This is a genomic window from Proteus cibi, assembly GCF_003144405.1.
Classification (GTDB): Bacteria; Pseudomonadota; Gammaproteobacteria; order Enterobacterales; family Enterobacteriaceae; genus Proteus; species Proteus cibi.
Genome location: NZ_PENW01000007.1, coordinates 63,890 through 77,075, shown reverse-complemented (window position 1 = coordinate 77,075; position 13,186 = coordinate 63,890). Strand labels below are relative to the sequence as shown.

The 13,186-nt window shown below is 37.4% G+C and carries 10 protein-coding genes; 8 read left to right on the top strand and 2 right to left on the bottom strand.

Annotation, left to right across the window (positions count from 1 at the left end):
• Positions 1–534 precede the first annotated feature (534 nt).
• Positions 535–1,170, bottom strand: coding sequence for a response regulator transcription factor (locus DK865_RS02305; RefSeq protein ID WP_023582638.1), 636 nt, complete (start codon positions 1,168–1,170; stop codon positions 535–537).
• Between the two features lie 467 nt (positions 1,171–1,637).
• Here DK865_RS02305 and DK865_RS02300 point away from each other — a divergent pair, with 467 nt between their 5' ends.
• Positions 1,638–2,633, top strand: coding sequence for a LacI family DNA-binding transcriptional regulator (locus tag DK865_RS02300; RefSeq protein ID WP_109391088.1), 996 nt, complete (start codon positions 1,638–1,640; stop codon positions 2,631–2,633).
• A gap of 18 nt (positions 2,634–2,651) precedes the next feature.
• Here DK865_RS02300 and DK865_RS02295 read toward each other — a convergent pair whose 3' ends face one another.
• A complete protein-coding gene (locus DK865_RS02295; protein ID WP_109391087.1) occupies positions 2,652–4,121 on the bottom strand; it encodes a glycoside hydrolase family 32 protein in 1,470 nt (489 codons plus the stop codon).
• 273 nt (positions 4,122–4,394) lie between these two features.
• Here DK865_RS02295 and DK865_RS02290 point away from each other — a divergent pair, with 273 nt between their 5' ends.
• From DK865_RS02290 to wzz(fepE), 7 genes are all read left to right on the top strand, one after another.
• Complete coding sequence (locus tag DK865_RS02290) at positions 4,395–5,342, top strand: aminoimidazole riboside kinase (RefSeq protein ID WP_109391086.1); 948 nt, start codon at positions 4,395–4,397, stop codon at positions 5,340–5,342.
• A 235-nt stretch (positions 5,343–5,577) separates the two neighbouring features.
• A complete protein-coding gene (gene rarD / locus DK865_RS02285; RefSeq protein WP_109391085.1) occupies positions 5,578–6,489 on the top strand; it encodes an EamA family transporter RarD in 912 nt (303 codons plus the stop codon).
• A gap of 124 nt (positions 6,490–6,613) precedes the next feature.
• Entirely contained in the window at positions 6,614–7,801 is a 1,188-nt protein-coding gene (gene purT / locus DK865_RS02280; RefSeq protein ID WP_023582634.1) for a formate-dependent phosphoribosylglycinamide formyltransferase, read from the top strand.
• 248 nt (positions 7,802–8,049) lie between these two features.
• Positions 8,050–9,933, top strand: a complete 1,884-nt coding sequence (gene htpG / locus DK865_RS02275; RefSeq protein WP_023582633.1) for a molecular chaperone HtpG — start codon at positions 8,050–8,052, stop codon at positions 9,931–9,933.
• 182 nt (positions 9,934–10,115) lie between these two features.
• The gene (gene adk / locus DK865_RS02270) at positions 10,116–10,760 is read left to right on the top strand and encodes an adenylate kinase (protein WP_023582632.1); all 645 of its coding nucleotides are present in this window, start codon (positions 10,116–10,118) and stop codon (positions 10,758–10,760) included.
• 163 nt (positions 10,761–10,923) lie between these two features.
• Positions 10,924–11,904, top strand: a complete 981-nt coding sequence (hemH, locus tag DK865_RS02265) for a ferrochelatase (RefSeq protein ID WP_109391084.1) — start codon at positions 10,924–10,926, stop codon at positions 11,902–11,904.
• A 163-nt stretch (positions 11,905–12,067) separates the two neighbouring features.
• Entirely contained in the window at positions 12,068–13,186 is a 1,119-nt protein-coding gene (wzz(fepE), locus tag DK865_RS02260; protein ID WP_109391083.1) for an LPS O-antigen length regulator Wzz(fepE), read from the top strand.

The following is a 13,186-nucleotide window of genomic DNA, read 5'->3' as shown; positions in this document are numbered from 1 at the left end:
GAATTTTTTTATTAAATCGAAAATCAATACGCATAAATAGTCTTTAATTGGGCATAAAAAAAAGAGACAGGAATTTCTTTTGTATTATTTTTTAATCATGAATAATTTTCTTCGTGAAATAAGAATAAAGAAAATGGGAAATTAAAAATGAGACTATTCATCTTTATAATAAGTGAAAAATGATTTACATCAAATGAAGGGCTTCATCTATTCTTATATTGCTATTATTAATAAAAAACAATCATAATAGTTATTAATAATAGCGATTATGAAAATAATATATACAAGTGTTTTAAATTGAAATTAAACGAACACTAATGAAAGGGTGGCATCAAAATAAGTTGCCGCCCTTCCTATCGTAGAATGGTGTCTAATGTATTAATTATTCCCATATTAGGTGTAATTCATCCAAAATAGAATGTTTTTAGAAGCACAGTGTTTTCTCATTAATAAAATATAATGAAAATTAAGCAGGTCATATCGTTATATCGCTAGATAATACAACCTATTGATAAATAGAAATCACATTGTAAATCAGTTTGCTCTTAAGTCATATTTCTTAAAGAAATCATACTCTTGAACTAATTGTGGTAGTGATCTTATTTTCAATTTTGTATACATATTTGAACGATGCACTTCAACTGTACGAGGTGATAGCGAAAGTTTCTCTGCCGCTTCTTTACTCGTATTTCCTTCAAGGATCATCTCCATAACCTCTTTTTCTCTATTAGATAACTTACCAAATTTATCTTTTAGAGATATATAGGTTCGGAATTGCTCAACTTCACTTTCATAATGTAGGAAAGATTCCGAGACAATATTAAGGAGTTCATTCACATTTAGCGGACGAGTTAAATATTCAAAAGCCCCTGATTTAAATGCGTTCCGGCAACTCTCAATGGAACTATCCCCTGAAATAATAATAACAGGGATGATGTTTTTCAATTTGTTGAGTTCTTTAATCAGTGCAATTGATGGTGCTGCACTGTTTTTTGTATTAATTATGATGCACTCTTTATGCGCTCCTTTTATTGATGAAAAATAGTATTTCAAGAAAGCCTGTTCATTTGAATAGGTTTTCACATTAGCCGCTAAAGAAGAAAGAACGGCTTTAAGTTGAACTTTTGTACTGTCATCTTCAAAAGTGATTAAGTGGATTATTGATTCCATATGCTGCTCCTGGTTTTACTCTGCTCTTACACTAAAAGTGAATGAGTAACGAAATTTGACTAATTTATAAGTTTTTTATGTAGGGTGACATTCACGCAACGGAGCCATATTCAGAATATATCAAATTAAAAATGATTAATACTTCTGTATTATATTATAGATAAAATATCAGAACTTTGTTTTGTTTCAATATTTGTATTTTATAGATAAGAATAATTTATTTCTATAATGAAGAGAGGAGATAACAATTATTAATTGTAACTAAGTTTTTTTTCGTAAGTGATTTTAACTATATTAAACTCACTTAATAAGTAAAAAAATAATATATTTAGATGTCTTTTTATGAAGTCATTAATTGTCGCATTTAGTTACAATATAATTCACTTTGTGGATTTTTGACTTTACTTCTTGTAAAATAGCACTTTATTTCTATTGATCCTTTTTAATAAACCAATCGAGCCAATGCTATGGCGTCACTGAAAGATGTAGCTCGACTTGCATCCGTTTCTTTGATGACAGTCTCTAGAGCGATTAATAACCCTGAGTTATTAAAACCAGAAACACTGAAACAAGTCCAAAATGCGATTGATCAACTTAACTATGTTCCAGATTATTCTGCACGAAAAATTCGTGGTCAAGGAACAAAAGTATCATCAATTGGTGTTCTGGCAATTGATACCGCGACGACACCATTTTCTGTCGAAATGATTTTATCGATAGAACAAACGGCAAGAGAATTTGGTTGGAGCTCATTTGTTGTCAATTTGACTGCACAAGATTGTTATGAAAATGCCATTTGGCAACTTTTGGCTCAACGTCCTGATGGTATTATTTATACAACGATGGGGTTGCGTGAAATCACTGTACATGAAAAATTGCTCGATAAGAATTTAGTGTTAGCAAACTGTTTGGATAAAACACACGCTTTTCCTACTTATATTCCCGATGATTATCATGGGCAGTATTTTGCGATGAAAAAAGTCATCGAAAAAGGATATCGCCGTCCTTTGTGCTTTTATATCCCAACAGAGTCTGTTGCTGGCCCTATTCGTCGTAAAGCCGTTGAAGATGCTTGGCAAGAGGCAGGATTGCCATTGGCAGATCTGCAACAATATACGATGATGTTTGGCGATGAACACTACCGTGATGTCATTGAAATATTGAAAAAGCATTGTATTCATCAAAAAGCTGACTTTGATATTCTCATTTGTGGTAATGACCGTATTGCGTTTTTAGCTTACCAAGTTTTACTTTCTATGGGGTTACGTATTCCAGAGCAAGTGGCTGTTTTGGGATTTGACAATATGATTGGTACAGGAGAGTTGTTTTATCCACCATTAACAACGGTACAACTGCCTCATTATGAACTAGGTAAAGAAGCGACGTTGCATATCATTCAAGAACGAAACCACAAAGATACCCGACACGTACCTTGTCAATTAGTTGAACGTGAGTCTATTTAAAGACTCACGTCTTATTTATTATGAGTAAATACTATTTAGATGCCAATATTCACCATGAATTAGGGTTGCATCACCATTCATAGCAAAAAGACGTAAAGCTCGATCATCTTGTTGAGCATAATATCGGCTGCTAAAGGTGAATTCTCCTTTGTTTACAAAGATCTCAATTGATGAACGATCAATAAAAATACGTAAATTCAATTCACAGCCGTCAGGTAATGGAATACTTCGAGCTCCACTGATATTGTGCTGAGGATAATGACGGTTAAGAACTAAACGATGTGATTGATTATCAACAAAGAGCTCGAGCCCCTCACCTAGCCATAAGCCAAATTTTTCAGCGCCACTGTCTAAAGATAACGTTAAGTCGAGTTCGATAGCGGGCGTATTCTTGATTAGCTCGATAGATTGATTACTGAGTGTTAATGGCTGGATAGTCTGTTTTTCTTGGCGTAATGATTCAACTTCTTTAACAGGAACCATACGTAAGCGATTTTTGGGTTTATCAAAAGTGATTTCACGAGGGAGTGTAAAGCAACCAGCCCAAAATTCAGATTTTGAAGGCATTGGCGAATTCCACATATCCATCCATCCCATAGAAACGCGACGACCATCAGATGTCGTAAATGATTGTGGTGCATAATAGTCATGACCATTATCAAGTTCAATAAAATGCCCTTGTGGTTTAAAGGGGTGATTGGGTGACCACTGACCAATTAATGCACCGGATTGAAAGAGGTTGCGATATTGATAACCTTCGGCTTGTTTTCCTTGTGGTGAGAAGACGATTGCAAATTCGTTTTCTTGGCTAATTGGGAAGAAATCAGGGCACTCCCACATATAGACATTTTTATCATCCGTTTTTCCCAAAACGGTGTAATCGTTGTTCCACTGCTGACCTTCCTCAAATAAGGTTTCGCTAGAGAAGAGGAGGACTTGACCTTGGTCTTTTTCATCACGAGCCCCAACAACCATCCACCATTTTCCTTCTTGATACCAGACCTTCGGATCACGAAAATGCATATAACCTTTAGGGGGGGCTAAAACGATCCCTTTTTTCTCAAAATGAATACCATCTTCACTGATAGCAACACATTGCGTTTCATAAATTTGGCTATCATCACCTTCGGCTGCTAACCAATTGTGTCCTGTATAGAAAAGATAGAGTTTACCTTCATGGCTAATTGCCGATCCTGAGAAACAACCACTTTTGTCGTAGTCATCTCCTGGTGCTAATGCAATAGGTTGATGTTGCCAGTGGATCATATCGGTGCTTGTGGCATGTCCCCAATGCATTGGCCCCCAATCTTGAGAATAAGGGTGGTGCTGATAAAAGGCATGATATAAACCATCATGATAAATAAGACCATTAGGATCATTTAACCAACCCGCAGGTGCTGCCAAATGAAACTGGGGATAAAATTTATTGCCTCGTTTTTCAATCAAAGTATCTAAGGCTTTTGTTGATTGTTCTAAGCGGTGTTTCATATCATTATCCTTATTATATTTTAGAGCTATGAGTGCGTTTTTAAGGGCTCTGAAAGGGTAAAGAACAGACGTAATCACACAATAACTCTTGTTGTTAACGATAACATTTAGAGTGAAAAAAAGACGATGTGCGAGATTGACTTTATCATCTTATCTTATTATGTTAACGTTATCAGTGTGGATTTACGAGCAATATCTTTACTTATTCGTTATGAATAGTCAGAAAAACAGAATATAGTTAAGAAAAATAATTGCTTATCTTCTGGAGAGATTATGAAAGTCTGGTCTTTAGGTGACGCTGTTGTTGACTTGATCCCGTTGCAAAACATGCAATATGAAGCATGTGCTGGTGGTGCGCCAGTCAATGTTGCTGCTGGTGTTGCTAAACTTGGTCAACAAAGTGGCTTTATTGGACGTGTCGGAGAGGATGCGTTTGGCCATTTTATGCAAAAAACATTGTTTGATCTGGGGGTTGATACTCGTGCAATGGAATTTGATGAGTTTCATCGTACCAGTACTGTTCTTGTCTCTTTACAAGAAAATGGTGAGCGTGATTTTACTTTCCTAGTTGCTGAATCTGCTGATCAATTTTTAACAGAAAAATCTTTACCGGCGTTTGAAAAAGACATTTTGCATTTTTGCTCTTTAGCATTAGTGAATCCCATTTGTCGCTCGACTTTAGATTGTGCAATCAAAAACATTAAAGAAACTGATTCACTACTGAGTTTTGATATTAATTTACGTCCTCAAATGTGGCGTGATCACGAAGAAATGCGCGAAGTTATTGATCGTTATGCGCATAAAGCTGACATATTAAAATTATCAGAAGATGAACTTACGTGGATGACACAAGAAGTGACATTGAATAATGCACTTAAAAAATTAGAAGATTATCCCGCGCGTTTAAAAGTGATCACCCAAGGCTCTAAAGGTTGTTTAGTTTTAACGCCAAATACTCAAGTCGCATTTAGCGCCTTTATCGTTGAATGTATTGATACAACCGGTGCTGGAGATGCCTTTATGTCTGGTTTACTCGCCGCACTTGCTGAATATGGTTTTGCTGAAGATGAACAATATTTATCAAAAATAGTGACGCAAGCAGCTGCTTGTGGTGCTTTAGCCACCACTCAAAAAGGGGCAATAGCTGCGGCACCAAGTCGTAAAAAATTACATGATTTTGTTCAGCAACAACCGCCTTTACATGTTAGGGAGATTTTCTAACTACTCACCCCTTTTTTCTGGTTGTGGTTTTTACCACGGTTTTCTCTTAATGGAATTTTCCTATTCTCCATTGATAACGATTTTTCTCGGGATCGTTATTTGTGGAGATTTTTTTATTTCGTCGATACAGTCGTATTGATGTTTGTTCAATCAATCAGCGATGCTGATCATATTGTTCCCTCTGTTTTAAGCGTATGATATTAAATCTTATTGACTTTTATTGATGGAACATTAAATGTGGGCTCAATCGGGCGCGGTACTAGCCATTTTTTCTTATCTGCTTTGGGGAATAACTCCGCTGTTTTATCGGCTGTTACCCGGAGCGCAACCATTAGAAATGTTGGCTCAGCGTTTGATCTGGTCTATCCCTCTTTTATTGCTCGTGCGACTCTTTATTAAGAATAGGACACGATGGCGTGCTGTTTTACAAGATAAGCGCTCTATTTTTATGTGTCTATTTAGCTCAATGGCTATGGCCGTTTCTTGGTGTACATTTACCTATGCATTAACACATCAACAAGTATTAGAAGCGAGCTTGGGATATTTTATTAATCCACTTTTCTCAATTTTATTGGGTGTCATCTTTCTTAAAGAAAAGCTTAATGCAGCAGAAAAATGGGCGGTTGCCTTAATATGTGCGGGTGTGGGCTATCAATTGTGGATGTACGGTGAACTACCTGTACTTGCTATCATGATGGGGGGCGCATTTGCTGTATATGGTTTGATCCGTAAATTTATCCGTTTTGATGTGATCACCTCTTTGTTTATGGAAACCCTCTGGTTAATGCCATTAGCAATAGGTGCCACTATTTGGTTGCTGATAACAGATAAAAGCGCACTACCTTCTGCGGATAATCTGACTCGTTTTTATTATATTCTAACAGCACCTGTCACTATACTGCCGTTATTGTTTTTTACCGCAGCAGTTAAACGAACCACATTAACAGTGATCGGATTAGCGCAATATATTGAACCTACCATTCAATTTTTACTTGCCGTTTTCTTATTCCATGAAGCTTTTGATGAAGTAAAAGGCGTGAGTTTCTCTCTGATTTGGTTAGGACTTTTATGCTGTATTTTGGCACTTATCCGAAAACGCCTTAATTATCTAAAAATTCAAAAAGGAAAACGCAGCCAAACGGTGTAATTGTTTTATTTCTCTGTTTGATTATTTTTTTGTCTGGCTATTTTTCTATCAAACTAAATCCGCTATGCTATATAAAAGCAATCGTTTGCGTGGTTGTGGTTTTTATTAATTGTGAGGATAAAAAATGACAGTGCTGGGTACGGCTCTTACAGCAAGTGCAACAAAGGTGATGTTATTAGGTGCCGGTGAATTAGGTAAAGAAGTCGCGATAGAATGCCAACGTTTAGGCATTGAAGTGATTGCCGTTGATCGCTATCTCAATGCCCCTGCGATGCATGTTGCTCATCGTTATCATGTTGTAAATATGCTTGATAGCGATGCATTAAAGCAAGTTATTGAACAAGAGCGACCTGATTTTATCGTTCCAGAAATTGAGGCTATTGCAACCACGTTACTGGTTGAATTAGAACAAGCGGGGCAAAAAGTGGTTCCTTGTGCCCGTGCTGTAAAGCTGACGATGGATAGGGAAGGTATCCGTCGTTTAGCCTCGGAAACATTACATTTACCTACATCAAACTATCAATTTGTTGATGATGAAGTGAGCTTTAAAAAAGCAGCTTTAGAAATCGGCTTTCCTTGTATTGTAAAACCGGTTATGAGTTCATCAGGAAAAGGGCAAAGTGTTATTCGTAATGAAAGCGATTTAGCTCAGGCTTGGATTTACTCGCAAGAGGGAGGGAGAGCAGGAAAAGGGCGCGTTATCGTTGAAAAAATGATCCCGTTTGATTTTGAGATCACTTTATTGACTATTCATGCTGTTGATGGGGTCCATTTTTGCGCTCCTATTGGTCATCGTCAGGAAAAAGGGGATTACCGTGAATCATGGCAACCTCAAAAGATGAGTGATATCGCACTTGCTAAAGCACAGCATATCGCGGGTAAAGTGGTTGAGAACTTAGGGGGCTATGGTTTATTTGGTGTAGAGCTGTTTGTTCAAGGTGATGAGGTCTTCTTTAATGAAGTCTCTCCACGTCCTCATGACACAGGGTTAGTGACACTCATTTCTCAGGATTTATCCGAGTTTGCGCTTCATGTTCGTGCTTTTTTAGGCTATCCCATTGGTGGTATTCGCCAATTAGGCGCTTGTGCCTCAGCGGTTATTTTACCGGAGTTGTATAGTACAAATATCGTTTATTCTGGTATTGAAAAAGCGTTGAAAGCGGATCGTCAAATTCGCCTTTTTGCTAAGCCTGAAATTGCAGGCTCTCGCCGTCTAGGTGTTGTGCTTGCTCATGCTGATACAATAAAACAGGCATTGGATGAAGCAATTGCAGGTGCCAACGCTATCATTGTCAATGACGCTTCCAAATAGCGCTATAACATCATTACCGCTAAGTAAAAGCGACCAGCTTAGCGGTAAAAATTCAGCTTTAATGTCGAAGTAAACGTATTTTGGAATTGAAAATAGTCCATAAAGTCCTTTCAAATTCTAAGCAATATAAGGGGCTTAATCACTTTTATTCGCTTAATTTTTTACTCGACCCTTGAAACTAGCTTAACTATCCCCACTTTTTACTCATATTGATTTTTTTCGCCAAATTAGGATGAATTGAGGTAAAAATGAGTATGAAAGGTCAGGAAACAAGAGGATTTCAGTCAGAAGTTAAACAACTTCTTCAATTAATGATCCATTCTCTTTACTCCAATAAAGAAATTTTCCTTCGCGAATTGATTTCGAACGCATCAGATGCGGCTGATAAATTGCGTTTCCGTGCATTATCAGACGCCGCGCTTTATGAAAATAACGGCGAGTTACACGTGCGTATTTCCACTGATAAAGAAGCGCGTACTCTGACTATCAGTGATAATGGTATTGGTATGACTCGTGATGAAGTCATTGATAATCTCGGTACTATTGCAAAATCAGGAACCAAATCATTCTTAGAATCTATTGGGCAAGATCAAGCTAAAGATAGCCAATTAATTGGTCAATTTGGTGTTGGATTCTATTCTGCGTTTATTGTTGCAGATAAAGTGACAGTACGCACTCGAGCAGCTGGTGAAAGCGCCGATAAAGGTGTTTTTTGGGCGTCTGAAGGCGAAGGTGATTACACCGTTGCTGACATTGAAAAGGCAGATCGTGGTACTGAAATTACGCTTCACCTACGTGAAGGTGAAGATGAGTATTTAGATGATTGGCGTCTGCGTAGTATTATTAGTAAATATTCCGACCATATTTCGCTGCCTGTTGAAATCGAAACGAAAAATGAAGAAGACGGTACTGTCACATGGGAAAAAATTAATAAAGCGCAGGCACTTTGGACTCGTAACAAAGCAGAAGTCAGTGATGAAGAGTATAAAGAATTTTATAAGCATATCTCTCATGACTTTGCAGATCCATTAAGCTGGGTACATAACCGTGTAGAAGGTAAGCAAGAGTACACAAGCTTATTATATGTGCCTTCAAAAGCACCTTGGGATTTATGGAATCGTGAACAACGTCATGGCTTAAAACTGTATGTGCAACGCGTCTTTATTATGGATGAAGCTGAGCAGTTTATGCCTAATTACTTACGCTTTATCCGCGGATTAGTGGATTCTAATGATTTACCACTAAACGTTTCTCGTGAAATTTTACAAGATAGCTCTGTTACACGTAATTTACGCAGTGCATTAACGAAGCGTGCATTACAGATGTTACAAAAACTCGCAGAAAACAAGCCAGAAGAGTATCAAGCATTCTGGAAAGAGTTTGGTTTAGTCTTGAAAGAAGGTCCAGCAGAAGACTCATCTAACATTGAAACGATTGCAAAATTACTACGTTTTGCGTCAACGCATAACGACAGCGATGCTCAAACTGTTTCACTGGAAGATTATGTTAGCCGTATGGTCGACGGTCAGGAAAAAATCTATTACATCACTGCTGATAGCTATGCAGCGGCGAAAAACAGCCCGCATTTAGAGCTGTTCCGCAAAAAAGGTATTGAAGTACTGCTGTTATCTGATCGTATCGATGAGTGGATGATGAACTACCTGACTGAGTTTGATGGCAAATCATTCCAGTCTGTCAGTAAAGCAGATGAATCTCTTGATAAACTTGCTGATGAAGAGAAGCAGGCTGAGCAAGAAGAAACAGATAAACAGTTAGCCCCTTTTGTTGAACGTATTAAAACCTTGCTAGGAGATAAAGTTAAAGAGGTGAAATTAACACATCGTTTAACTGATACTCCGGCAATTGTGACAACCAGTGCTGATGAAATGACAACACAAATGGCTAAATTGTTTGCCGCCGCAGGACAAGAAGTGCCAGAAGTGAAATACAATTTTGAACTGAACCCAAATCATCCACTAGTGAAGCAAACAGCAGAATTAACGGATGAAGCACTATTTGCGGATTGGGTAAATCTATTACTGGATCAGGCGCTCTTTGCTGAAAGAGGCTCTTTAGAAGATCCAAACCAGTTTATTCGCTTAGTGAATAAACTTTTAGTTCAAAACGCGTAACTGTTTTCGTTTTCAAACATTTAAACCACGTTTATCTGAAAAGATAGCGTGGTTTTTTCTTTTTCGATAAAAAATAAAATGCAATCGCTACCGTGATTTCTTGAGCGATGACCTCACAAAATGGTATGGTAATGCGTTTTCGAGTTTAAATATAAAAAATTAAATGCAAGGGGATTTACGCGATGCGTATCATTCTGCTAGGCGCTCCAGGCGCTGGTAAAGGCACTCAGGCTCAATTCATTAAAGAAAACTATGGTATCCCACAGATTTCAACTGGTGATATGTTACGTGCGGCTGTAAGTGCAGGTACAGAACTAGGACTGAAAGCAAAAGCACTGATGGACAATGGTCAGTTAGTGACTGATGAATTAGTTATTGCGTTAGTTAAAGAGCGCATCAAACAAGACGATTGCCGTAATGGTTTCTTGTTGGATGGGTTCCCAAGAACAATTCCACAAGCTGATGCAATGAAAGAAGCGGGTATCAACGTGGATTTCGTACTGGAATTCGCGGTACCAGACGACATCATTGTTGAGCGTATTATTGGTCGTCGTGTTCACGCACCATCAGGTCGTGTTTATCATGTGAAATTTAATCCACCTAAAGTGGAAAATCGTGATGACGTGACAGGTGAAGAATTAACAACGCGTAAAGATGACCAAGAAGAAACGGTTCGTAAACGTTTAGTTGAGTACCATACTCAAACTGCGCCGTTAGTTTCTTATTATCAAAATGAAGCGAAAGCAAGCAATGCGAAATACTTCAAAGTTGATGGTACACAAAAAGTAAGCGAAATTAACGCTGAATTAAAAAGTATCCTTGGCTAATTTGTCATTGTGATGACTAATCCCGGTTGAGCCGGGATTTTTTTTATCTGTATAAAATCAGGTAAAGAGACTGATCCAATAAATTGACAAGCACAATCTCTTATTTTCCTTTATTCTTCTACTCTTTGGTTATCCTAATAAAATAACTCTAAGGAGTCATAGTATGAATGATGCTAAGTATGGTGTTCTTTTGGTTAATCTTGGTACACCTGATGCGCCGACAACGGGGGCTGTTCGACGTTATTTAGCTCAATTTCTTAGCGATCCTCGTGTTGTTGATATTTCTCCTTTGATTTGGAAACCAATATTACAAGGGGCGATATTACCGTTTCGCTCACCTAAAGTGGCTAAGTTATATCAACAGATTTGGATGAATGAAGGTTCGCCGCTTTTAGTTTATAGCCGAGCACAACAACGCGCCGTTGCTCAGCGATTACCTAATATACCTGTGGAATTAGGGATGTGTTATGGTAATCCATCACTAAACGAAGGGGTTGAAAAGCTATTACAACAAGGTGTTGAGAGTATTATTTTGTTACCCCTTTATCCGCAATATTCTTGTTCTACTTCTGCGGCGGTATTTGATGGTGTCAGCCGAATTTTTAAAGGCATGCGCACAATACCTTCTCTTCACTTTATTCGTAGTTATCCGACACATCCGCTTTATATCAAAGCGCTTGTCACTTCTATTGAGAAAAGCTTTCAGCAATATGGTAAACCCGATCGTTTAGTTCTCTCTTTCCATGGTATTCCTGAGCGCTTTATCAAGACGGGTGATATTTATTATGATGAGTGTTGTCTCACAACAGAAAAACTAAAAGCGCAATTAGAAGAGCAGTTAGGTTATCCTAAAGAACAGGTGATGTTGACATTCCAATCACGCTTTGGTCGTGAACCGTGGCTATCGCCTTATACAGATAAAACGATGGAAAAGCTGGGAAGTGAAGGGATTGAACATGTGCAGGTTGTATGCCCAGGATTTTCATCTGATTGCTTGGAAACATTAGAAGAAATTAATGAACAGAACCGAGAATTCTTTATTCATGGTGGTGGCAAACAGTATGAATACATTCCGGCATTAAATGATGCCCCTGAGCATATTGACTTGCTAGAAGCGATGATCCGAGAGGTATGCAAAAAATAATGTCTAAATTCGATAAATAAAATTATCGGATTTGATGATATATTAATTTGATCATATTTCAGTTATATATAAACTTATCTTTTCTCATTTTTTAAGTCTTTTAGTGGAAATCACTAAAAGTGCTGATAAACGGACACTGCATTACATAAATTTAGGCAGGAAAATGAATAGTAAGCTTTCAAAACCACAATCTTCAGAAATTGATAAAGGACATTTTGACGATTTCTATCTAAAACAGAATGATGAAATCGATCTTTTTGAATTATTTTCTGTTATTTATAAATCAAAATTTGTCATTATTGGTATCACGTTATTATTTGCTATCGTTGGCTTTACTGTTGCAAGCTTTTTACCACAAAAATGGACGAGCCAAGCTGCAATTACCAAGCCAATGCTGGATGAAATGAAGCAATTAAGAGCAACATTGACTGAGCTTAGCTTGGTGGATGTTGATACAGGTGTGAATGGTTCATCTGTTTATCAAAAATTTATCAATAACTATAATTCTCGTGTATTACGTGAAGAATATTTAGTGAGCACAGATTATTACAAAAGCTTGCTGGCTAAAATGGAAGAGCCAACGCCACTAGATAAACGTAAATTAATAGAAGAGATTGTCACTAAAGACATTAATTTAAAAGTTTCAGATGCTAAAAATAGTGATGAAGAGTTTAGTGGTGAAATTAATTTAAGCTTTACCGCGCCAACGCCTGAAGAAGCTTACGATTTACTTTCTGGTTATATTCGTTTTGTTTCTACCAAAGTACGAATGGAAGTAAAAGACGAAATTGATGATCAAATTGAACGTAAATTAAGTTTTGCGCAAAAAGCCTATGAAATGGATTTAGAGCGTATCGCTAATGCGCGTAATGTAAATGTGCAACGCTTAAAATATGCGTTAGAAATTGCAAATGCCGCTGGGGTTAAAAAACCTATTTCTAGTGAAGGCGCACAGATTAAAGATGACCCTGATTATTCTATTGCCATGGGCTCTGATGCATTAAGCAGTAAATTAGCGATCACAGAAGCTATCACAGACCCAACAACGGTAAGTTCTGATCTGAAAAACCGTTTATACAATATGAAGCAATTAGAAAAAGTAAAATTAGATGATCTTCAATTTGTACCCTTCAAATATATGCTGAAACCTTACGAACCGACTAAAAAAGATGCACCTAAACGTGCTCTGATTTTAGTTGGCGCTGCTTTTGTTGGTTTCATCCTGTCTGTTATGGGTGTTTTACTGAGCTATATGGCAAGAAGCCGTCGTAAAACCGCATAA

What these genes read in the sequence shown, in the direction of transcription:
- rarD (WP_109391085.1), top strand. Translation starts at nt 5,578, where the DNA reads ATGTGGGCTCAATCGGGCGCGGTACTAGCCATTTTTTCTTATCTGCTT.
- purT (WP_023582634.1), top strand. Translation starts at nt 6,614, where the DNA reads ATGACAGTGCTGGGTACGGCTCTTACAGCAAGTGCAACAAAGGTGATG.
- DK865_RS02295 (WP_109391087.1), bottom strand. Translation starts at nt 4,121, where the DNA reads ATGAAACACCGCTTAGAACAATCAACAAAAGCCTTAGATACTTTGATT.
- htpG (WP_023582633.1), top strand. Translation starts at nt 8,050, where the DNA reads ATGAGTATGAAAGGTCAGGAAACAAGAGGATTTCAGTCAGAAGTTAAA.
- adk (WP_023582632.1), top strand. Translation starts at nt 10,116, where the DNA reads ATGCGTATCATTCTGCTAGGCGCTCCAGGCGCTGGTAAAGGCACTCAG.
- DK865_RS02300 (WP_109391088.1), top strand. Translation starts at nt 1,638, where the DNA reads ATGGCGTCACTGAAAGATGTAGCTCGACTTGCATCCGTTTCTTTGATG.
- hemH (WP_109391084.1), top strand. Translation starts at nt 10,924, where the DNA reads ATGAATGATGCTAAGTATGGTGTTCTTTTGGTTAATCTTGGTACACCT.
- DK865_RS02305 (WP_023582638.1), bottom strand. Translation starts at nt 1,170, where the DNA reads ATGGAATCAATAATCCACTTAATCACTTTTGAAGATGACAGTACAAAA.
- DK865_RS02290 (WP_109391086.1), top strand. Translation starts at nt 4,395, where the DNA reads ATGAAAGTCTGGTCTTTAGGTGACGCTGTTGTTGACTTGATCCCGTTG.